Source organism: Bradyrhizobium sp. USDA 326, assembly GCF_049739485.1.
In the GTDB taxonomy this organism is placed as follows: Bacteria; Pseudomonadota; Alphaproteobacteria; order Rhizobiales; family Xanthobacteraceae; genus Bradyrhizobium.
Window position 1 is genome coordinate 3360001 of sequence record NZ_JBMGQA010000001.1, and the last position, 21897, is coordinate 3381897.

At 64.5% G+C, this 21897-nt stretch carries 21 protein-coding genes; 11 read left to right on the forward strand and 10 right to left on the reverse strand.

Annotated elements, in window-relative coordinates; translation table 11 throughout:
* Nucleotides 1–30: 30 nt before the first annotated feature.
* Nucleotides 31–312 carry a DUF2199 domain-containing protein gene (locus ABIG06_RS15985; protein WP_424578351.1) on the reverse strand — a complete coding sequence of 94 codons (282 nt, stop codon included), beginning with the start codon at nt 310–312 and terminating at the stop codon, nt 31–33.
* 112 nt (nt 313–424) lie between these two features.
* Here ABIG06_RS15985 and ABIG06_RS15990 point away from each other — a divergent pair, with 112 nt between their 5' ends.
* Nucleotides 425–1018: a hypothetical protein gene (locus ABIG06_RS15990; protein ID WP_370137747.1), complete on the forward strand. Its 594-nt coding sequence runs from the start codon at nt 425–427 to the stop codon at nt 1016–1018.
* Between the two features lie 119 nt (nt 1019–1137).
* On the opposite strand, the gene ABIG06_RS15995 is transcribed toward ABIG06_RS15990, so the two are convergent.
* The 5 genes from ABIG06_RS15995 to ABIG06_RS16015 all read right to left on the reverse strand — a co-directional run bounded on the left by ABIG06_RS15995 (nt 1138) and on the right by ABIG06_RS16015 (nt 6531).
* Entirely contained in the window at nt 1138–2226 is a 1089-nt protein-coding gene (locus ABIG06_RS15995; RefSeq protein WP_124163985.1) for a TRAP transporter substrate-binding protein, read from the reverse strand.
* 180 nt (nt 2227–2406) lie between these two features.
* Nucleotides 2407–3720 carry an NAD(P)H-dependent oxidoreductase gene (locus tag ABIG06_RS16000; RefSeq protein WP_370137750.1) on the reverse strand — a complete coding sequence of 438 codons (1314 nt, stop codon included), beginning with the start codon at nt 3718–3720 and terminating at the stop codon, nt 2407–2409.
* Nucleotides 3721–3888: 168 nt separating this feature from the next.
* Nucleotides 3889–4689: a phytanoyl-CoA dioxygenase family protein gene (locus ABIG06_RS16005; RefSeq protein WP_370137752.1), complete on the reverse strand. Its 801-nt coding sequence runs from the start codon at nt 4687–4689 to the stop codon at nt 3889–3891.
* 134 nt (nt 4690–4823) lie between these two features.
* The gene (locus tag ABIG06_RS16010) at nt 4824–5501 is read right to left on the reverse strand and encodes a GntR family transcriptional regulator (RefSeq protein ID WP_124163988.1); all 678 of its coding nucleotides are present in this window, start codon (nt 5499–5501) and stop codon (nt 4824–4826) included.
* A gap of 175 nt (nt 5502–5676) precedes the next feature.
* Complete coding sequence (locus ABIG06_RS16015; RefSeq protein WP_370137753.1) at nt 5677–6531, reverse strand: sigma-70 family RNA polymerase sigma factor; 855 nt, start codon at nt 6529–6531, stop codon at nt 5677–5679.
* A gap of 99 nt (nt 6532–6630) precedes the next feature.
* Between ABIG06_RS16015 and ABIG06_RS16020 the strand changes: the two genes are divergently transcribed.
* Nucleotides 6631–7086, forward strand: coding sequence for a carboxymuconolactone decarboxylase family protein (locus tag ABIG06_RS16020; RefSeq protein ID WP_370140861.1), 456 nt, complete (start codon nt 6631–6633; stop codon nt 7084–7086).
* 183 nt (nt 7087–7269) lie between these two features.
* Here ABIG06_RS16020 and ABIG06_RS16025 read toward each other — a convergent pair whose 3' ends face one another.
* Nucleotides 7270–8082: an alpha/beta fold hydrolase gene (locus ABIG06_RS16025; protein WP_124163977.1), complete on the reverse strand. Its 813-nt coding sequence runs from the start codon at nt 8080–8082 to the stop codon at nt 7270–7272.
* Nucleotides 8083–8085: 3 nt separating this feature from the next.
* Nucleotides 8086–8904 (reverse strand): alpha/beta fold hydrolase, encoded by an 819-nt coding sequence (locus tag ABIG06_RS16030; protein WP_124163978.1) that lies wholly within the window; start codon nt 8902–8904, stop codon nt 8086–8088.
* 133 nt (nt 8905–9037) lie between these two features.
* Here ABIG06_RS16030 and ABIG06_RS16035 point away from each other — a divergent pair, with 133 nt between their 5' ends.
* Nucleotides 9038–9580 (forward strand): methylated-DNA--[protein]-cysteine S-methyltransferase, encoded by a 543-nt coding sequence (locus ABIG06_RS16035; RefSeq protein ID WP_370137756.1) that lies wholly within the window; start codon nt 9038–9040, stop codon nt 9578–9580.
* Between the two features lie 139 nt (nt 9581–9719).
* Here the strand turns inward: ABIG06_RS16035 and ABIG06_RS16040 are convergent, their stop codons facing one another.
* Both ABIG06_RS16040 and ABIG06_RS16045 read right to left on the reverse strand, forming a co-directional pair.
* Nucleotides 9720–11264, reverse strand: a complete 1545-nt coding sequence (locus ABIG06_RS16040; protein ID WP_424578352.1) for an acyl-CoA synthetase — start codon at nt 11262–11264, stop codon at nt 9720–9722.
* 115 nt (nt 11265–11379) lie between these two features.
* Nucleotides 11380–12552: an acetyl-CoA C-acetyltransferase gene (locus tag ABIG06_RS16045; RefSeq protein WP_370137759.1), complete on the reverse strand. Its 1173-nt coding sequence runs from the start codon at nt 12550–12552 to the stop codon at nt 11380–11382.
* A 154-nt stretch (nt 12553–12706) separates the two neighbouring features.
* Between ABIG06_RS16045 and ABIG06_RS16050 the strand changes: the two genes are divergently transcribed.
* From ABIG06_RS16050 to ABIG06_RS16085, 8 genes are all read left to right on the forward strand, one after another.
* A complete protein-coding gene (locus tag ABIG06_RS16050; RefSeq protein WP_370137760.1) occupies nt 12707–13366 on the forward strand; it encodes a TetR family transcriptional regulator in 660 nt (219 codons plus the stop codon).
* A 67-nt stretch (nt 13367–13433) separates the two neighbouring features.
* Entirely contained in the window at nt 13434–14192 is a 759-nt protein-coding gene (locus tag ABIG06_RS16055; protein WP_124163983.1) for an SDR family NAD(P)-dependent oxidoreductase, read from the forward strand.
* A 186-nt stretch (nt 14193–14378) separates the two neighbouring features.
* Complete coding sequence (locus ABIG06_RS16060) at nt 14379–15185, forward strand: enoyl-CoA hydratase/isomerase family protein (protein WP_370137762.1); 807 nt, start codon at nt 14379–14381, stop codon at nt 15183–15185.
* A 43-nt stretch (nt 15186–15228) separates the two neighbouring features.
* Nucleotides 15229–17100 (forward strand): AMP-binding protein, encoded by a 1872-nt coding sequence (locus ABIG06_RS16065; RefSeq protein WP_370137764.1) that lies wholly within the window; start codon nt 15229–15231, stop codon nt 17098–17100.
* Between the two features lie 143 nt (nt 17101–17243).
* Nucleotides 17244–18371, forward strand: coding sequence for an acyl-CoA dehydrogenase family protein (locus ABIG06_RS16070; protein WP_124163297.1), 1128 nt, complete (start codon nt 17244–17246; stop codon nt 18369–18371).
* A 118-nt stretch (nt 18372–18489) separates the two neighbouring features.
* The gene (locus tag ABIG06_RS16075) at nt 18490–19734 is read left to right on the forward strand and encodes an acyl-CoA dehydrogenase (RefSeq protein ID WP_124163296.1); all 1245 of its coding nucleotides are present in this window, start codon (nt 18490–18492) and stop codon (nt 19732–19734) included.
* Between the two features lie 119 nt (nt 19735–19853).
* On the forward strand, nt 19854–21098 hold the full coding sequence (locus ABIG06_RS16080) for an acyl-CoA dehydrogenase (protein ID WP_124163295.1): 1245 nt from the start codon (nt 19854–19856) through the stop codon (nt 21096–21098).
* Nucleotides 21099–21172: 74 nt separating this feature from the next.
* Entirely contained in the window at nt 21173–21871 is a 699-nt protein-coding gene (locus ABIG06_RS16085) for a nitroreductase (protein WP_124163294.1), read from the forward strand.
* The last annotated feature ends 26 nt before the right edge of the window (nt 21872–21897 follow it).

The window sequence follows — 21897 nt, forward strand, 5'->3', positions numbered from 1 at the left end:
GGTCGCGTTCCGACCAGTCCAGGCCTGGACTTAAACATCGCGAAGCTGCTCCGGCTCAGCGACACCGGACTGCGAGACGAATGGTTCGGTCTCTCCTTGGACCGGAATCTCCAGACAACCCCGCGCGAAGTGGTATCCGCCATCAACGATGCAGGTGTCTGCGTCCAACGACCTTCGGCGCTCGCAGCAGCTGCATTCGAATCCGAACAAGGGCCTCACCGTTTCGTGACGAGATCCGGAAGCACATCGCAGAGAGCCCGCTCGGCTTGATCGAACAGGGGCGCCATCAGGCTCCCACCGAGTCGTGATCATTCGGCCATGATCTGTTGCTAGCAGCGATGCGCGGAGTTCATGCGCAGTTCACGTCGTGGCCCCTAGCTTTCAGCCGCCAAGACCAACCATCCCCCTCCAGGAGGAGCCCTTCATGTCAGCATTGCTTCGTCCCGCCCTCACCGCGCTGAGCGTTGCGTGCCTTCTGTCTGCAGCTTCGTTCGCCTCCTCCGGCTCTGCTTTCGCGCAAGCCAAGCAGCAGGCTGCGCCCGCTCAGCCGGCCGCGCCGGCGCAGCAGGCGCCTGCGTTGAAGCAGATTGCGCTGACCGACAAGCAGCTCGACGGCGTGCTCGCTGCGCAGAAGGACATGGACGCGATCACGGAGAAGCTCCCGGAGAACACCGCCCCCGACCAGAAGGTCATCGCGCAGCTCGAGGATGTCGCCAAGAAGCATGGCTTTGCCAGCTATGACGACTACAACACCGTCGTGGACAACATCAGCCTCGTGATCGGCGGCTTCGATCCGGCGACCAAGAGGTATGTCGGCCCCGAAGCAGTCATCAAGGCGCAGATCGCGGAGGTCCAGGCCGACAAGAAGATGCCGGCCAAGGACAAGAAAGAAGCACTCGACGAGCTCAACCAGGCGCTGAAGACGCCGGCCCCGCCAATCGAGAACAAGGGCAACATCGATCTCGTCGGCAAGTACTACGACAAGCTGGTCGCTGCGCTCGGCGACGAGGACAATTGATCGTGGAATGCCGTCATGCCCCGGCTTAACCAGGCCGGCGACGAGACCCACGCTCGAAGCAAAAGCCCCGGAGACATCTCCGGGGCTTTCGTCGTTTTGCCGTTCGCAGCGTGATGCAGCTACGTCCTCGTCCGCATTCGCATCATGAAGGTGTCGAAGCTGAGCTCGGCCACCTGCATCCAGGCGAGCGACTCGCTGCGGAAGGCGGTGAGGCTCGCATACATCTTGCTGAAATGCGGGTTGTTCTTGGCGAGATCGGCGTAGATCTCGTTCGCTGCGCCGTAGCAGGCCTCGAGCACCTCCTGCGGGAACGGCTTGAGGATCGCGCCAACAGACAGCAAGCGCTTCAAGGCCGGCGGGTTGACGGAGTCGTACTTGCCCGTCACCCAAGTGAAGGTGTCCAGTGATGCCGTGCTGATCGCCGCCTGATAGTGCTTCGGCAACGCATTCCACTTTTCGAGGTTCATGATGTTATGGCCCTGGCCGGTGCCTTCCCACCAGCCGGGATAGTAATAGTACTTCGCCACCTTCACGAAACCGAGCTTTTCGTCGTCATAAGGCCCGACCCACTCCGCCGCGTCGATCGTCCCCTTCTCCAGCGCCGGATAGATGTCGCCGGCCGCGATCTGTTGCGGTACGCCACCAAGCTTCGAGATGATGGTGCCGGCGAAGCCGCCGACGCGGAATTTCAGGCCCTTGAGATCATCGACGGTCTTGATCTCCTTGCGAAACCAGCCGCCCATCTGAGCACCGGTCGACCCTGTGGGAACGCCGATCGCATTGTGCTCCTTCAAGAGAGCGTTGAGCATGTCCTGACCGCCGTTCCACAACAGCCAGGAGATGTGCTGGCGCGTGTTGAGACCGAACGGCAGCGATGTGCCGAAGGTGAACGCGGGGTTCTTGCCCCAATAGTAGTAAAGCGCAGTGTTGCCCATCTCGACGGTGCCGTTCGAGACGGCGTCGAGCACCTGCAGGCCCGGCACGATTTCACCGGCAGCAAAGGGCTGGATCTGAAAGCGGTTGTCGGTGATCTCGGCGACGCGCTTGCAGAAATATTCGCAGCCGCCGTAGAGCGTATCGAGCGATTTCGGCCAACTCGCCGCCAGCCGCCATTTCACCTCGGGCATTGATTGCGCGATAGCCGGCGCGGCAACGGCACTCGCGGCCAGGCCCAATCCGCCTGCCGTCAAAAATTTACGACGTTCCATGCGTTTCCCTCCTGTGATGTCGTGTCCTCGACGAGGGACCGCGGTCTTGGCGCCGCTTTCGTCTTCGCCGGTGGCCGACGTTTCTTGATGTCCGAAGTTCAATATTCCCGGATCGCAGTCAGCATGACCAAAGGGGAACCGCAAATCAAGCGCACTTTGGTTGTGGCGCCGGCCGGCCGGTCAATGCTGCGCTGCGAACGCGGCTTCCATGGCCTTGCGCGTCTTCACCGTTTCGTTGCCCGCATCGAATTCGATGTCGCTCCAGCGCACCACCGCGCCATGGGCGACGTCATGTTTCAGCTTCACGCGATGTGCTAGTCCAATGGGCAGGGCGCCGGTCGTCAGGCTCGCAGCCGCCGGTAACAGCTTGCCCCACACCGTATAGCCCCCCTCGCCGTCGAGCATCTCGCCGGCGCGCAGATTGCGCTTGGCCACCGCTGCGACGTCGCCGCGGAAGCCGATGGCCTGCCCGGTCGGTTCGCCCCGCAGCGCGGCCGACAGCACCGAGATGTTCAGCTCGAGCCCGATCAGATGGTAGGGCTTGTACATCGCGGCGAAGCGTCCGCTGGCGTCAGTCTTCAGGCCATATTGCCTGAAGCAGTCGGCGGCATAGTCGTTCGGCGCCTCCAGCACGACATAGACGCCCCAGCGCAGATCGCGAAACACCGGCCGGCCGTCGCGCTCGAGCGAGGAGACGACCTCGACGACGCCGGACCGTTCCAGCACGCCGCCGCGCGAGCGCGGCCGCATGATGTGCGGCAGGTCGTCGACGCCGCAGGGCGGAAACAGCAGGCCGTCCGTGGGCACGTCGAGACCGCAGGCGTTCGCAATCGCGGCCATCTCGATCGCCGATTTGGTGCCGTCGAGAAAGGAATTGAACATCTGCGGATTCATGCCGGCCGATTGCGCCTCGCCCGCAGTCAGGCCGTAATGCTGCCACACGCCGTCGGGCGTCACGTCGTGATAGGCCGGCAGATATTTCGTGCCTTTGCCGGCAGCGACGACGCGGAAGCCGGTGGCCCGCGCCCAATCCACCATCTCCGCGGTCAGCGCCGGCTGGTCGCCATAGGCGAGCGAATAGACCACGCCCGCCTTGCGCGCTTCCTCGGCGAGCAGGGGGCCCGCCAGCACATCGGCCTCGACATTCACCATCACGATATGCTTGCCGGCCGCGATCGCGGCGCGCGCATGCTTGATGCCGACCGCAGGATTGCCGGTCGCCTCCACCACCACGTCCATCGCGCCGCCGGCAATGGCGCGTGCGCCGTCATCGGTGAACATGGTTGCGGCGATCCGCTCGGCGCTCCAGCCGACCGTGCGGCAGGCCTCACGCGCGCGGTCGCGGTCGATGTCGACGATGATGGGCACCTCCAGCCCAGGCGTGTGCGGCACCTGCGCCAAGAACATCGAGCCGAATTTGCCGGCGCCGATCAGCGCGACTCGGACCGGCTTGCCGGTGGAGAAACGGGCCTGGAGGAGGCGGAAGAGGTTCATGGGAGATTTTTCCAGTGATGCAGCAGTCGTGAGACGCATGTCTCTATCAGATCGTCATGGCCGGGCTTGACCCGGCCATCCACGTCTTCCTGATGGCGATCGCGTCAAGTCGTGGATGCCCGGGTCAAGCCCGGGCATGACGACTGAGGATGTGGCACGAGGCCTATTTTACTCCGCAGCCTGACGCGGTGCACGGGCGAGCCGCAGCAGCGCGTCGTCGTCCACGGTCTTGATCGGCGTGAAGTCGCGATGCGCGATGTAGTCCGGCCGGGTCGGTGTGCGGATGTAGTTCGAGACCGCGTTCAGCGTCAGGTACACGATCTTGCGCGGGTAGGGCGTGATGTTGCCGGCAGATCCATGCACGAGGTTGCCGTGGAACATCAGCATGCCGCCTGGCTTGCCGGTGGGCGCCACGATGCCGCCCTGCTTGACGAGGCGCGTCACGGTGTCCTCGTCCAGCGTCCACAGCGGATAGGAGGTGGTGGCGAGGTCATGCGAGGCCTCCAGGTCGCCGGCATTCTGGCTGCGCGGCACCAGCATCAGGGGGCCGTTGATCGGCATCACCTCGTCGAGGAAGATCGCGATGTTCATTGCCCGCGGCTCCGGCATGCCGTCGTCGCGCTTCCAGGTGCCGTAATCCTGGTGCCACTGCCAGACGTCGCCGGTGAAGGCCGATTTCGCGTTGATCTTGAACTGGTGCATGTAGACGGGCTCGCCGAACAGCTGCTCGACCGGCTCGATCATGCGCGGATGCGCGCCGAGGAGTCCGAAGGCCTCATTGTAGAGGTGTGCGGCAAAGGCCGTGCGCGGCGCGCCGCTCTTCTCGCGCCAGACCTCCGGCCGGTTCGCGTCGTAGATGCCGACCGCCTCGCGCGCAAGCAGATCGACCTCCTCCTGGGCGAACAACTCGGGCAGAAACAGCCAGCCCTCGCGGTGGAAGAACTTCAATTGCTCCTGAGACAGTTTCATGGGGCGTCCTCCTTGGTTTGTATATCTGTCTTCTCTTTCGTCATGCCCGGGCTTGCCCCGGGCATCCACGTTCTTTGGACCGGGCGGAAAGGCGTGGATGGCCGGGACAAGCCCGGCCATGACGGCGTTTGCGATTACGCCGCCGCCTCGTCCGTCGCCCTCAATCGCTCCTCGGTCATCCGTCCTGCCGTCTGCGCATGCACCAGCGCCGCACGCTCGGCTCCGTTCGCGTCGCCGGCGAGAATGCGTGCGGCGATGTCGGCATGTTCGGCCCAGGCGCTGTCGCGATAATCGAGCTCGGATAACACCGTCGCCATCGAGCGCCGCATATGCGGCCATTGCGGTGCGATCGTTTCCTCGATCACGGGATTGCCGGCGAGCTGATAGATCGCGCGGTGGAAGTCGACATCGAGCGCGATGAGCTCGGCCAGCGCCGTGTTGCGGTCGCTGCGGCGTCCGGCGGCAAGCGCCGCGTCGAGCCGTGCGCGTCCGGCCGCGTCAGTGCCTGCTCGCGCCGCGGCGAGTCGTGCCGCCAGTGCGTCGATGGCGCCGCGTACCTCGTAGAGCTGGCGGATGCGCGCGGGATCGAGCTGGGTGACTTCAAATCCCCGGCGGCCGCTTTCGGCGACCAGGCCCTGGCGGTGCAACAGATGTAGCGCATGCGAGACCGGCTGGCGCGACACGCCGAGCCTGTCGGCCAGCTCGTTCTGACGGATGCGCTGGCCGGGACGCAATGTGCGGTCGGAGATCGCTTCCAGGATCCGCGTATAGACCTGGTCGATCAGATTCGGGAGCGGATCGAGAGGAATCACGCCGGCGGCTCCTGGTGCGGAATACGGAATTCCATATCGGAGGGTATGTCGGGAGGGGAGAGGCGTCAAGGCGGACTTCGGGGTCCGCTCTCCAAAGCAGCTCTTTGAGCTCTGCTAAACCATTGATGTCACAAGGATCGTCTACTGTGCATGGGGTTGTTTTCGCCGAAATGGGTCACTCCAGCACCTCCACCCCCAGCGCGGCGATCCGTTCCCGATCGGCCAGTGCCTCGATCCCGCCAATGCGGTCGCCATTGAACGTCACCCGCAGCGCGATGCGCAGCTGCCCGCCGAGGACGACGGCAACACCCAGCTCGCCATCGACCAGCGCCGTTCGCGCGGCCTGGGCGCGGCCCTTGAAGGTCTGCGCGACGGCGTCGGCACCGCGGATCTCGGGCAGCGAGCCGAGCCGCACGGCGGCCTGATCGGCGCGGAACACGACGTCGGGATCGAGCACCGCGAGCAGGCCCTCGAAATCGCCTTCGCGCGAGGCTTTGAGAAATGCATCGACGATCCTGCGTTGATGCGACAGATCCGTCTCGGGCACCGGCGCCCCCTGCACGCGCCGCCGGGCGCGGCTCGCCAGCTGGCGCGAGGCCTCGACGGAGCGGCCGACGATCGGCGCGATCTCCTCGAAGGGCACGGCGAACATGTCGTGCAGCACGAAGGCGAGCCGCTCCGCCGGCTGCAAGGTATCGAGCACCACCAGCAGAGCCGCGCCGACGGAGTCGGCCATCTCCGCCTCGCGCTCCCGCGTCTCGTCGACCGGCTCGGGCACGTGCGGCCCCATTGGATCCTCGCGGCGCGACTTCGGCGCGCGCAGCATGTCGAGGCAGATGCGCGCAACCACGGTGGTCAGCCAGCCGCGCAGGTTCGCGACATCGGACATGTCGTAGCGGCTGACCCGCAGCCACGCCTCCTGCACGGCATCGTCGACCTCGGCGCACGAGCCCAGCATGCGGTAGGCGACCGCGCGCAAATGGTCCCTGCTCGCCTCGAATTGTTGGGTGAGAAAATTCTGTCCGGTCATCCGTCACATTTCCTCTTTGCGATCCGTCACGCTCTTGACGAAGCCAATCCGGCCGATGTGACCGGAACCTTCGAAATTCGACAGATGGAGACGCAAATGATGCACGCCCGCATGAATCACCCCGTCATGGTGCTGCCCGAGGCCATGAAAGTCCTGCAGTCTCTCGGCGACCTGACAAAGCAGGGCATGCCGGAAAAGCTCCTGGAACTGGTGCACCTGCGCGCCAGCCAGATCAATGGCTGCAGCGTCTGCGTCGATATGCATCCCAAGGTCGCCCGCAAGCTGGGCGAGACCGACGAGCGCCTGTTCGCCGTGTCCGCCTGGCGCGATGCACCCTATTTCACCGACGCCGAGCGCGCCGCGCTGGCCTTGACCGAGGCGGTCACGCGTCTTGCCGATCGCGAGGACCCGGTGCCGGATGCGGTCTGGAACGAGGCCGACAAGCATTTCGACGAGCGCGAGCTCGCAACCCTGATCCTCGCGATCGCGACGATCAACGTCTGGAACCGCCTGAACGCGACGATCAAGATGCCGGTCGGCGTGTGGAAGGTGTGAGTTTCCGTGCCCTCTCCCCTTGCGGACCCCTTGCGGGAGAGGGCAGCTCCGCCAGGAGACACGAACTCACTCGGGTGAGGGGTATTTCTCCGCAGACTCATTTGCAGATGTAACGGCGGACAGAACCCCTCATCCGGCGCTTCGCGCCCCTTTCTCCCACAAGGGGCGAAGGAAGAAAGAGACCTACTCAGCCAGGAATCTGTTCACCACCTCGCCGAACTCGAGCGGCGCCTGCTCGAACATCCAGTGGCCGGCGTTCGGGATCACCGCTGTCTCAGCGCCCGCGATGTGCTCGGCCAGCACACGCCACATCACCGACAGGCTGCCGGTGGTTGCGCCGCCGCCGATCAGCAGCGTCGGCGTCCTGATCGCCTGCGCATCGCTGAGCGTATAAGGCCGGCGCTGCTCGTTGATCTGGCCGAGGAAGGTGAGCGCGTTGTCACGCAGCTGCTGCTTCGCGGCTGCCGGCACGCGGCGCCAGGAGCCGTCGCCTTCGATGCCTTCGTAGAAGTTCTGCAGCGCGCCTTCGATGTCGCCGGTGCGGATCATCTCGACCGATCGTACGGTGCGGGCCGCCAGCGGCGGATGCGCGGGCGTGCCTTCCGGCACCGGCAGGGATGCGTCGAGATCGCCGCCGGGCTCGGCCAGCACCAGCTTGCGCAACAGATCCGGCCGCGCCTGCGCGGCGCGAAAAGCGATGTGGCCGCCGCGCGAATGGCCCATCAGATCGACCGGGCCGGGCCGGACCTGCTCGATGAACGCGATCACGTCGGCGACGTGCTGCGCCATCTTGTAGTCGTCGCCGACCGCATCCCAATGCTCGGGGAAGAAATGCCGCAGGCTGACCGAGATCACCCGATGTGCTTTCGACAGTGGGCCCAGCACCGCATACCAGGTGCGGAAATCCCCGAGCGTGCCATGCACGCAGACCAGCGGCGGGCCTTCGCCGGCTTCGAGATAGGCCATGTCGTAACCGTTGACGCGGAGGGTTTGCATTGGTCAGCTCGCCAGAAAATCCAGCACCACTTCGGAATATTTCTGCGGCGCCTGCTCGAACATCGGATGCGTCGCGTTCGGGATGATCGCCGTCCTGGAATAGGGCACATGCGCGGCCAGCGCATGCAGCACCTTCGGCAGCAGGCCCTTGGTCCGGGCGCCTAGGATGAACAGCGTCGGCATCTTGATCGCCTCCGCATCCGCCTTCGAGAATGGCGGGCGGTTGTCGCGGACCTGGCCGATCAGCGTCATGGCGTTGTCGCGCAGATTCTGTTTCACCATCGCCGGCAATCGCGGCCAGGTGCCGGGCCCCTCCAGCGCGTCGACGAAGACGGCAAGGCCGCCGTCGACATCGCCGGCCGCGATCTTCTCTGCGGAAGCCGTGAAGCGCGCCAGCAGCGGCGAGGGGCCGCCGACGTAATCCGGATCGAGGCTCGCATCGAGCTCGCCGCCGGGCTCGGCCAGGATCAGCCGCCGGAGCAGGTCCGGTCGCCGCTGCGCCACGCGGAAGCAGATATGCCCGCCGCGGGAATGACCCATCAGGTCGACCGGCCCGAGATCGATCTCGTCGATGAAAGCGATGACGTCGTCGACATGCTGTGCGATCGAATAGGTGTCGCCGACGCCGTCCCAGCGCTCCGGGAAGAAGTGCCGCAGGCTGACAGCGATCACCCGATGTCGCTGCGACAGCGGCCCGAGCACGCAGCCCCAGACCCGGAAGTCGTTGAGCGAGCCGTGGACGCAGACCAGCGGCGGACGGCTTCTGTCCTCGCCCACGTCGAGATAGGGCATGTCGTATCCGTTGACGTGGAGGCTTTGCATTCCGGGCTCGCGATGGGTTGGAACTCCTGTGCAAGATTCCCGGAAACCGGGTGGATCGCAACTATTTCCAAGCCTAGATTTGGCACGACATCAAAGTGGGGGCCTGCACCAGACGCAAGCCAGGAACCAAGTCATGACCGACCAGCATTTTGCCCTGTTCGACACCCGGATCGGCCTGTGCGCCATCGCCTGGGGTCCGCGCGGCATCAACGGCACGCAATTGCCGATGGGGGGCGAGCAGAAGATCCGCACCCGCATCCACCAGCGCCACGCCGATGCCAGTGAAGCCGAGCCGACCGCCGAGGTGCAGCAGGCGATCGACCGCATCACGAAACTGCTCGTGGGCGAGCCGGATGATCTCATCGACATTCCGCTCGACCTCGACGGCGTTCCCGAATTCAACCGCGGCGTCTACGAGATCGCCCGCACTGTCCCGCCGGGCAAGACGATCACCTATGGCGACATCGCCAAGCAGCTCGGCGGCGTCCAGCTGTCGCGCGACGTCGGCCAGGCGCTCGGCCGTAACCCGTGCCCGATCGTGGTGCCCTGCCATCGCGTGCTGGCGGCCGGCAACAAGCCGGGCGGCTTCTCGGCGAATGGCGGCGTGGTGACCAAGCTGAAGATGCTCGAGATCGAGGGCGCGCTGGTGAACCACACGCCGAGTTTGTTCGATTGAGGGCACCGGTCTCGTGTCCCGGACCCAGTGCGGCACGTAGTGACGCACTGCAGAGCCGGGGCCCGGCACTGCAGCGAGGTGGGTCCCGGCTCTGCGGTGCAACGCTGCGCGCTGCACCGCGTCCGGGACACGAGACCTTCTAAATCTTGGTCGCCGTCTTCGGCCAATATTTGTCGCGCAGATGCCGCTTCACCAGCTTGCCCGTGGGCGTGCGCGGCAGCTCGGCTTCGAAATCGATCGAACGCGGGCACTTGATGGCGGAGAGGCGGGTCTTGCAGTAGGCGATCAGATCGGCCTCGAGCGCCTTGCCGGCGCCAGCCATATCGTGCGGCTGCACCACCGCCTTGACCTCTTCGCCCATCTCCTCGTTCGGCACGCCGAACACGGCGACGTCGGCGACCTCCGGGTGCGTGATCAGCACGTCCTCGGTCTCCTGCGGGTAGATGTTCACCCCGCCCGAGATGATCATGTAGGACTTGCGGTCGGTGAGATAGAGGAAGCCGTCCTTGTCGAGATAGCCGACATCGCCGAGGGTCGACCACCCCTTGGCGTTGTAGGCCTTCTTCGTCTTCTCGGGATCGTTGTGATAGGTGAACGCGGGCGCGTCGGCGAAATAGACCGTCCCGATTTCGCCCACCGGCTGTTCCTCGTCGTTCTCGTCGAGAATCTTGATCTTGCCGACCACGGCGCGGCCGACGCTGCCGCGGTGCTCGAGCCATTGCTGCGAGTTGCAGACGGTGACGCCGTTGCCTTCCGAGCCGGCGTAATACTCGATCAGGATCGGCCCCCACCATTCGATCATCTTTGCCTTGACGTCGACCGGGCAGGGCGCGGCGGCGTGGATCGCGCCCTTCAGGGTGGAGACGTCGTACTTCGTGCGGACCTCGTCCGGCAGCTTCAGCATGCGCACGAACATGGTCGGCACCAGCTGGGATTGCGTCACCTTGTATTTCTCGACCAGCTTCAAGAACTCTTCAGCGTCAAAGTGCTCCATGATGATGGAGGTGCCGCCGAGCACGATCGCCATCATGTTGAAGCGCAGGGGCGCCGCGTGATAGAGCGGCGCCGGCGACAGATAGGTGCTCTCGGCGTTCATGCCGCACATGTCGGCGCAGAGGATGCGCAGAAGCGGATTCGGCTCGTCGATCGCTTTGCCCTCGAAGGCCTTCTTGACGCCCTTGGGCCGTCCGGTGGTGCCGGATGAATAAAGCATGTCGTAGCCGGCGACCTCGTCCGCGATCGGCGTCGTCGGCTGCGCGGCGGCTTCCCTGTCGTAGGAGCGGAAGCCCGGCAGCGGCTCGTCCATCATGTAGAAGATCGGCTCGCCGGCCGTACCCTTGATCAGCCCCTTGATCTGGTCGGCGCATTTGGGGGTGGTGATCACGACCTTGGCGCCGCAATCCTTCACGATGTAGTCGATCTCGTCCTGCTTCAGGTAGCGGCTGATCGCTGTGTAATAGAGCCCGCTGCGCTGCGCAGCCCAGCAGATCTCCATGAAGGCGAGGCGGTTCTCCATCAGCAGCGCGATATGGTCGCCGGTCTTGAGCCCCAGCGAGCGGAACAGCTGCGCGCCCTGGTTCGAGAGCTCGTCGAGCTCGCGATAGGTGATCGCTTTGCCGGTACCCGCCATCTGGTAGGCGATCTTGTCGGGCGTAGTGCGGGCGTGGACGGAGGGATGGGTCATGGCGTTTCCTCAAAACGCGAATGGCGAGTAGCGAGTGGCGAATAGGGAAGAAGGACAAACCGTTCTTCGCCTACTCACCATTCGCTACTCGCCACTCACTACTCGCTTTTGTTTTTTACAGTCGTTCCACGATCGTCACGTTGGCCATGCCGCCGCCTTCGCACATGGTCTGCAGGCCGTAGCGCTTGCCGCGCTGGTGCAGGGCGTGGACCAGCGTCGTCATCAGCTTGGTGCCGGAGCCGCCGAGGGGGTGACCGAGCGCGATGGCGCCGCCGTTGACGTTGAGACGCTCCGGATCGGCGCCGGTGGTCTTCAGCCATGCGGTCGGCACCGAGGCGAAGGCCTCGTTGACCTCGAACAGGTCGATGTCGCCGATCTTCATGCCGGCTTTTTCCAGCGCTTTCTTGGTGGCGTGCAGCGGCGCATCGAGCATGATGACGGGATCGCCGCCGGTCATGGTCATGTGGTGGATGCGCGCCAGCGGCTTGACGCCGAGCTGCTTCAGGCCATTCTCGTTCACGACCATCACGCCCGAGGCGCCGTCGCAGATCTGGCTGGCGCTCGCAGCAGTGAGCTTGCCGTTCTCGGCGATCAGCTTGACGCCCTTGATGCCGTCGAGCGTGACGTCGAACCGGATGCCCTCGTCGATGTGGTGAGTGTCTTTGCTGCCGTCGGCGCGGGTGATCTCGAGTGGCACGATCTCCTTTTTGAAATGACCAGCCTGCGTCGCCGCGATCGCGCGCTGATGGCTGTTATAGGAGTACTCGTCGAGTTCATCCTTCGAGAGGCCGTACTTCTCGGCCATCATCTCCGCGCCGGTGAACTGGCTGAACACGATGTTCGGATACTTCTTCTCGATGCCCGGGCTCTTGTAATTGCCAAAACCGTTCTTGGCCGGCAGCTGCGAGGACAGGCCCATCGGCACCCGCGTCATCGATTCCACGCCGGCGGCGATCACGACATCCATCGCACCCGACATGACTGCTTGCGCGGCGAAGTGCAGCGCCTGCTGCGAGGAGCCGCACTGGCGGTCGATCGACGTGCCCGGCACGCTCTCCGGCAGCTTCGAGGCCATCACCGCATTGCGCGCGACGTTGTTGGATTGCTCGCCGACCTGCATGACGCAGCCCATGATCACGTCCTCGACCAGGGCGGGATCGACCTTGGTGCGATCGACCAGTTCATCCAGCGCTTTTGCGGCGAGATCGGCCGGATGCCACCCGGCGAGACGGCCCCCCTTGCGCCCGCCCGCGGTGCGCGCAGCGGCGACGATATAAGCCTCGGCCATGTCGGTCTCTCCCTGAATTTTTGACTGGGTTGGTTGTCGGGATCGGATTTAAGGGACGAGAGATCGTTTAGTCAATCGATCAATTAACTCTTGTGATGAGGCGCTGCTTGGGCTTATCTGCGCCCCGCTTCAAGCGGCGAAAACAGGGATATCCGTGGCTACCAGCGTATCGAACAGGCTCCCCGGCGGGAAAAATTCCACGGCAGAGAAATTGCTGGTGGCCGCCAGCGAGCTGATGATCGAACGCTCCTCGATCGAGATATCGCTGTCCGATATCGCGCAGAAGTCCGGCGCCAACGCCGCCCTGGTCAAATATCACTTCGGCAACAAGGACGGCCTTTTGCTGGCGCTGCTCGCGCGGGATGCCGCGACCGAGATGTCCAATCTGGAATATCTGCTGGCGCAGCCGATCACGTCGACGGCGAAGCTGAAGCTGCATATCGCGGGCATCATCCGTGCCTATCACCGGTTCCCGTACATGAACCGGCTGATCCACTATCTGCTGCACGAGACCAGCGCCGGCTCCGCCGATGAAGTCTCGAAGTTCTTCGTCGCCCCGCTGCTCGACTTCCACCGCCGCCTGCTGGCGGAAGGTGTCAGCCGCGGCGAATTTCGCCAGACCGATCCGGTGCTGTTCTACACCAGTCTGATCGGTGCCTGCGATCATCTGTTCTTCGGCCGGCACGCGATGTCGCGCGCGACCGGCGTCGGCCCGGTCACCGATGATGTCTGCCGGCAATACATCAAGCACATGGAAACGCTGATCTGCGGCGGCATCCTCACGCAAGCCGGGGAAGCTGCCGCTGCCGGATAGTCCGGCCAATGATTCACAAGTCTAGAGAAGAAACGCCCAAGGAAAAGGTAGAGGAAAGGTAGAAGCGATGCAGTTGAAAGACGTAGCCGTTCTCATCACCGGCGGTGGCTCGGGCCTTGGTGCCGCGACCGCCCGCGCCATGGCTGCCAAGGGCGCCAAGATCGGCGTGATCGACCAAAGCAAGGAAAACGCCGAGAAGGTCGCTGCGGAAGTGAATGGCGTTGCGCTTCATGCCGACGTCACCAGTGAGGAGCAGATCAAGGCCGCGATCGCCAAGGCCGAAGCCGCGCATGGCGTCGCGCGCGTGCTGATGAACTGCGCCGGCATCGGCGGCTCGCAGCGCATCGTGGGCCGCGACGGCGTCTATCCGCTCGAAAAGTTCGCGCGCATCATCAACGTCAACTTGATCGGCACCTTCAACTGCCTGCGTCTGTTTGCCGAGCGCCTCGTAACTGCGGAGCCCATCGGCGAAGAGCGCGGCGTCATCATCAACACCGCTTCGGTTGCCGCTTACGAAGGCCAGATCGGACAGATCGCCTATTCGGCCTCGAAGGGTGGCGTCGTCGGCCTCACGCTTCCGGCCGCGCGCGATCTCGCCAGCCAGAAGATCCGCGTCAACACCATCGCGCCCGGCCTGTTCTTCACGCCGCTGCTCATGGGCTTGAACGAAGAGGCGCGCAAGAGCCTGGGCGCCCAGGTGCCGCACCCATCGCGTCTCGGCGACGCCAACGAATACGGCATGCTCGCCGTGCACATCGTCGAGAACCCGATGCTCAACGGCGAGACCATCCGCCTCGACGGCGCCATCCGCATGGCGCCAAGGTAGGTGGCGCATTTACCCTCCCCTGGAGGGGGAGGGTCGGCGCGAAGCGCCGGGGTGGGGTGATCTCTCCACTCGGGCATCGTTCGGCGGGGAGAGACCGTCACCCCACCCCGCTCGCGCTGCGCGCGATCGACCCTCCCCCTCCAGGGGAGGGTGGCAGTCCGGCCCATGACTGAAGTGCGAGGCCCCATGTCCCAACCGCTGCTGATCGAGCACGATGACGGCGTCGACCGGGTGACGCTCAATCGTCCTGACAGTCTCAATGCGCTCGATCCTGCGCTGATCGACGCGCTCAACGACTACTTTCAGGGTCTTCAGCGCAATCGCGACACGCGTGTCGTCGTGCTGAAGGGCGCCGGCAAGAATTTCTGTGCCGGCCTCGACCTCAAGGCCGCGATGCAGCGCCGGGCCGGGCAGCAGGAGCCGCCTGCGGTCGCGGAGTCGCTGGACTCGCAGCGGCGCATCGCCGACATCGTGATGCTGATGCGGCGCTGTCCGCAGCCGATCCTGGCGCTGGTGCAGGGCGCGGCTGCGGGCGGCGGCTTTGCGCTGGCGCTAGCGTCCGACATCCGCCTTGCGACGAGATCGGCGCGGATGAACTGCGCCTTCATCAAGCTTGGTCTCGGCGGCTGCGACATCGGCACCAGCTATTTCCTGCCGCGTCTCGTCGGCGTGTCGGTTGCATCCGAGCTGATCCTCACCGGGCGCTTCATCGGCGCGGAGCGCGCGCTCGCGGTCGGCCTGGTCTCGGAAGTCGTGGACGAGGGCGAACTCGACGACGCGGCCGAGCCCTATGTCGAGGCGATGATGACCGCCTCGCCCGTTGGGCTGCGCCTGTCCAAGGAATGTCTCAACATGAGCGTCGATGCCGGATCGCTGGAAGCTGCGATCGCGATGGAAGATCGCAACCAGGTCCTGTGCAGCCGCTCGGAAGAGTTTTCGGAAGGCATCAGGGCCTTCCTTGAGAAGCGAAAGCCTGTCTATATCAAGCGCTGAACGACGAAGATCCGCAAAGGACAGTAATTCCGGGAGACGCAAAATGAGTGGAAGCGCGGCGGCGGTGATGACGAGGCCCGCCTTTCGCAAGGTCGCGTGGCTCGCGCGCGACATCGATGTCGAGCGTCGCGATGGCGGCACGGTGGTGCTGAAGTCGCGCATTCCGCTGCAAGCTTACGAGATGCACATCCCGGCTTCGCTGGCGAAATGGGCGGAGGAAGTGCCTGAGCGCATCTGGCTCGCGCAGCGCGGCGGGCCCAACCGCGAATGGCGCAAGGTGTCTTATGGCGAAGCCAAGCGCATCGTGGATGCGCTGACGCAAGGCTTGCTCAATCTCAAGCTCGAGGGACGTCCGGTCGCGATTCTCTCCGGCAATTCGATCGAGCATGCGTTGATGACGCAGGCCGCGATGCAGGCTCGTTCACCCGCGGCGCCGGTGTCGCCGGCCTACTCGTTGATGAGCCACGATCACGTCAAGCTGAAATATCTGTTCGACCTCATTAAGCCGGCCGTGGTGATGGTGCAGGACGGGCCGACCTTCGAGAAGGCGCTGAACGCGCTCGATCTCACCGGCGTCACCGTGGTTCACGTCGCGCGCCCCTGCGACGGCATCGCAAGCGTCAGTTTCGCCGAGCTCGCGGCAACGCCTGTCACGGCCGATGTCGAGGCGTCGATCGCACAGATCACGCCGCAGACCGTAGGCAAGCTGCTGTTCACGTCAGGCTCCACCGGTATGCCCAAGGCCGTCATCAACACGCAGCAGATGATGTGCGCCAACGCGGCGATGATGATGCAGGTTCGTCCGCGTGATCCCAACGGGCCGATCTCGACCATGCTGGACTGGATGCCCTGGAATCACACGATGGGCGGCAATGCGGCGTTTCATCCGATCCTGGTCGATGGCGGCACGCTCTACATCGACGAGGGAAGGCCGATGCCGGGCCAGTTCGAGGAGACGCTGCGGAACCTGCGCGAGATCTCGCCGACCTATTACGCCAACGTGCCGGCCGGCTACGCGGCGTTGGCGGCGGCGATGGAGAAGGACGACGCGCTCTGCCGCTCCTTCTTCAAGAACCTGTCGATCATGGCCTATGGCGGCGCGCGGCTGCCGGACGATCTGTACGACCGCATGCAGGCGCTCGCCGTGAAGACCACGGGCGAACGCATCGTGTTCTACACCGGCTGGGGTTCGACCGAGACCGCGCCGACCTCGACCGGCACCTATTGGGATACCGAGCGCGTCGGCCTGATCGGTCTGCCGTTTCCCGGCGTCGAATTGAAGATGGTGCCGTGCGGCTCGAAATACGAACTGCGCCTGCGCGGCGTCAACGTCACGCCCGGGTATTTCGGCCAGTCGGATCTCACGAAGAAGATGTTCGACGAGGAAGGATTCTACTGCATCGGCGATGCCGGCATCTTCGTCGACGATTCCGATCCGGTGCAAGGCATCATCTTCGCCGGCCGCGTGGTGGAAGACTTCAAGCTCACCACCGGCACTTTCGTCCATGTCGGCTCGCTCCGTACCGACGCGATCGCCGCAGCAACGCCTGTGGTGCACGACGCGTTGGTCGCGGGACAGGATCGTGCCTACATCGGCCTCTTGGCCTGGCCGAACCTGCACGCCTGCCGCCAGCTCGTCGGCAATCCCGATTTGAGCTTTGCCGATGCGGTGAAGCATCCCGAGGTGATTGCCTGCTTCAGGCGCGGCCTGGAAGCCCACAACCGGGAATGCGAGGGCGCCAGCAGCCGTATCATCGCGCGCGCGATGCTGATGGTCGAGCCGCCCTCGATCGACGGCAACGAGCTCACCGAAAAGGGCTACATCAACCAGCGCGCCGGCCTCGAGCGCCGCGTCGCGCTGGTGGAGCGGCTTTATGCGGACGCGCCGGACCAGGATGTGATCGTGCTGCGATGAATGAACACTCTCTCCAATCGTCATTCCGGGGCGCGCGTAGCGCGGACCCGGAATCCATCGGGCCGCAAACGTGTGGCGAAATGGATTCCGGGCTCGCAACTTCGTCGCGCCCCGGAATGACAGCAAGAAAAAGGTAGCCCGCCATGAACTTCGATTTCTCCGACGACCAGAAGCAGCTCCGCGACCAGGCGCGCAAATTCCTCGCTGAGAAGTGCCCGCCCAAGGCGGTGCGCGTCGTGCTCGATGGCAAGGCGCCTTACGACAAGGAGCTGTGGAAAGGCCTCGCCGAGATGGGCTTCCTCGGCGTCGCGATTCCCGAGGAGTTCGGCGGCGCCGGTGCCGGCCATCTCGAGCTCTGCGTGATCGCGGAGGAAATGGGCCGGGCCAACGCGCCGGTACCGTTCTCCTCGACCGTGTACCTTGCTGCCGAAGCGCTGCTGATTGCGGGCAATGATGCGCAGAAGAAGAAATGGCTGCCGGCGATTGCTTCCGGAGAGGCCATCGGCACGCTCGCGCTGTTCGAGGGCAAGGGCAACCCTTCGCCGAAGCACGTCAAGCTGACGGCTGCGAACGGTGTGCTCAATGGTGTCAAGAAACCGGTTGCCGATGGGGCAATCGCCGACTTCGCGGTGGTCGCCGCGCGCACGGGATCGAGCGGGCGCGACAATGACATCTCGCTGTTCCTGGTCGATCTCAAAGCCGGCGGCGCCCAGGTCAAAAGCCTCACCAATCTCGATCCGACCCGCGGGCAGGCCGAGATCATCTTCAAGGACGCCAAAGCTGAGCCGCTCGGCGCACCCGGCGAAGGCTGGAGCATCCTCACCCAGGTGCTCGACCGCGCAGCAGTGCTGTGCGCGTTCGAGCAGGTCGGTGGTGCCGATCGCGCCCTGGAGATGGGCCGCGACTACGCGCTCGACCGCATCGCTTTCGGCCGCCAGATCGGCTCGTTCCAGGCCGTCAAGCACATGCTTGCCGACATGTATGTCTCGGCGACGCTGGCGCGATCCAACAGCTATTACGGCGCCTGGGCGCTCTCGACCAATGCGGCCGAGCTGCCGGAAGCCGCGGCTGCGGCGCGCATCAGCGCGACGCAGGCATTCCAGCACTGCGCCAAGAACAACATCCAGGTTCACGGCGGCATGGGCTTCACCTGGGAGTTCGACTGCCACATGTACTATCGCCGCGCCAACGCGATGGCGCTCGGGCTCGGCAGCCTCACTTATTGGGAAGACCAGTTGATCGATCGGATGCGGAAGAAGAACGCAGCGTAACGAGAGGTGCGTAGGGTGGGTTAGCCGAAGGCGTAACCCACCACTGACCGGCAGTGCTCGACAGAATTGGTGGATTACGCCTCCGGCTAATCCACCCTACGGACAACAGAGAAGCAAGATGAACTTCGACGACACCCCGCAGGAAGCCCAATTCCGCGCCACCGCGCGCGCGTGGATCGCTGCCAACGCGCCCAAGCAGTATGAAGAGGAACTGCGCAAATCCTCACTCGGCCGCACCGTGCTCAAGAACGCCAACATTCTCGAAGTGGCGAAGGCGTGGCAGAAGAAGAAGGCCGACGCCGGCTGGGCCTGCCTGCACTGGCCGAAGGAATATGGCGGGCGTGGCGCCTCGCCGATCGAGCGCGTGATCTGGCAGCAGGAGGAGGGGCCGTTCGGCCAGCTCTCCCGCATGTTCATCATCGGTCACGGTATGTGCGGGCCGACCATGATGGCGTTCGCGCGCGAGGAGCATAAGCGCACCTATCTGCCGCCGCTCGCCTCCGGCGAGAAGGTCTGGTGCCAGCTGTTCTCCGAGCCCGCCGGCGGCTCGGACGTTGCGGGCCTGCGCACACGCGCGGAGAAGGACGGCGACGACTGGATCATCAACGGCCAGAAGATCTGGACCTCGGGTGCACATTATTCCGACTACGGCATTTTGCTCACCCGCACCGATCCGACCGTGCCCAAGCACAAGGGCCTCACCATGTTCTTCCTGGACATGAAGAGCCCGGGCGTCGAGGTCAGGCCGATCAAGCAGGCGAGCGGCGCCTCCGACTTCAACGAGGTCTATTTCACCAACGTCCGCATTCCCGACCATCAGCGCCTCGGCGAGGTCGGCGACGGCTGGAACGTCTCACTGACCACGCTGATGAACGAGCGCAGCGCCATCGGCGCGGCCGTCTCGACCGGTTTCCCCGAATTGTTCGAGTACTGCTCCAGCCTGATGCTCGACGACGGCCCGGCGATCGAGGATCGCGCGGTGCGATCCAAGCTGGCGAACTGGGCGGTGAAGGCAAGCGGGCTGAAATACACCAGCATGCGCGCAATCTCGGCGCTGTCGAGGGGCGAACGCCCGGGGCCGGAGAACTCCATTGGCAAGCTGGTGGCCGGCTCCATGATCCAGGACGTCGCGACCTATGCACTCGATCTGCAGGGCGCATCCGGCGTCGTCAGCGGCGAGGATGGCGAGCTGGCCGGCCGTTTCCAGGCCATGCTGCTGCGTGCGCCGGGTACGCGCGTCGAGGGCGGCACCGACGAGATCATGCGCAACATCATCGCCGAGCGGGTGCTGGGCCTGCCCGGCGACATCCGCGTCGACAAGGACGTGCCGTTCAACAAGATCCCGACGAAGGGAAGAGGCTGAATTCGTAGGGTGGGCAAAGGCGGGGTACGCGCCGTGCCCACGTGTTCTATCGAAGGAAGGTGGTGGGCACGTTTCGCTTTGCCCACCCTACGCGCCGCGCAAGGATTGAGAGGTCCGCCATGAATTTCGACGACACCCCGCAGGAGGCCGTGTTCCGTGAGACCGCGCGCAAATGGATCGAGGCCAATGCGCCGAAGGAGCTGCATGGCGAGCTGTCAAAGTCCTCGCTCGGCCGCATCCGCCTTGCCAATCACGACATCGTCGATGTCGGCAAGGCCTGGCAGAAGAAGAAGTTCGAGGGCAATTGGGCCTGCCTGCACTGGCCGAAGGAGTATGGCGGCCGTGGCGCGACGCCGATCGAGAAGGTGATCTGGCAGCAGGAGGAGGGCGTCTACGGCAAGCTGACGCAGCCGTTCCAGATCGGCGAAGGCATGTGCGGCCCGACCGTGATGGCGTTCGGCAGCGAGGAGGCCAAGCGCCGTTACTTGCCGAAGCTCGCATCGGGCGAGGAGATCTGGTGTCAGCTGTTCTCCGAGCCGTCTGCCGGCTCGGACGTCGCGGGCCTGCGCACCCGCGCGGAGAAGAAGGGCGACAATTGGGTCGTCAACGGCCAGAAGATCTGGACCTCGGGTGCGCACTATTCCGACTACGGTCTCCTGATCGCGCGAACCGATCCGAACGTGCCCAAGCACAAGGGTCTCACGATGTTCTTCCTGGACATGAAGAGCCCCGGCGTCGAGGTCAGGCCGATCAAGCAGGCCAATGGCATGCAGGAGTTCAACGAGGTCTATTTCACCGACGTCGTGATCCCCGACAGCCAGCGACTCGGCGCGGTCGGCGAGGGCTGGAGCGTGTCGCTGACCACGCTGATGAACGAGCGCATGTCGATCGGCGCGCGGCTTGCGACCGGCGTGCCTGAGATGTTCGAGTTCTGCTCCAACCTGATGCTGGAGGACGGCCTCGCGATCGATGATCCCGCCGTGCGCTCGAAGCTGGCGAGCTGGGCGGCGAAGTCGAATGGACTGAAATACACCAGCTACCGCACGATCTCGGCGCTATCGAAGGGCGAGCGGCCGGGCCCGGAAAATTCCATCGGCAAGCTCGTCTCGGGCATGATGCTCCAGGACATCGCGACCTACGCCATGGACCTCCAGGGCGCGGCCGGTGTTCTCACCGGCAACGACGAGGAGACGGTGCAGGGACAGTTCCAGCAGATGCTGCTGTCCTCGCCCTCGATGCGCATCGCCGGCGGCACCGACGAGATCCTGCGCAACATCATCGCCGAGCGCGTGCTGGGCTTGCCCGGCGACATTCGCGTGGACAAGGACGTGCCTTACAACAAGATCCCGACCAAGGGACGGTGATCTCGATGCGGAAACAACGGAGGTGGGTTACGTCTTCGGCTAATCCACCCAATGAGAGCAATGCGAGCTGATTCATGGACGCGACAGTCAAACAGAACGACCGCATCGGCGTGCTCGAAGAGCTCCTCAACGAGCGCTACTCGGTCCGCGCCTTCCTCCCGAAGGAGGTCGATCGCGCGACCATCGAGCATGTGCTGACCACCGCGCAGCGCACCGCGTCCTGGTGCAATAGCCAGCCCTGGCAGGTCATCATCGCCAGTGGCGAGGCCAAGGAGCGCTTTCGCAAGGCGATCTACGCGGAGGCCTCAAAGGGCCTTGGCGACGACTACGATTTCACGCCGCCGCGCGAATATGTCGGGGTCTATCTGGAGCGCCGCCGTGAGAGCGGCTTCCAGCTCTACAACACGCTCGGTATCGCGCGGGGAGACAAGGCGGCCTACGCCAGGCAGGCGCTGGAAAACTACAATTTCTTCGGCGCGCCGCATGTCGCGATCATCCACACCAACGAGCCGCTCGGCATTTATGGTGCGATCGATTGCGGCGCTTATGTCGGCAATTTCATGCTGGCCGCGCAGGCCCTCGGACTCGGCACCATTCCGCAGGCAGCGCTCGCACGGCATTCCGGCCTGATCCGCCGCCACTTCAATTTATCCGACGACCGCCGCGTCGTCTGCGGCATCTCGTTCGGCTATGCGGACCATGCGCATAAGGTCAACAGCTACCGCACATCGCGTGCGAGCGTGGCCGAAACCGTGACCTTCGTGGACGTGTGATCGGCCTCGGACACGCAAGAAGACGG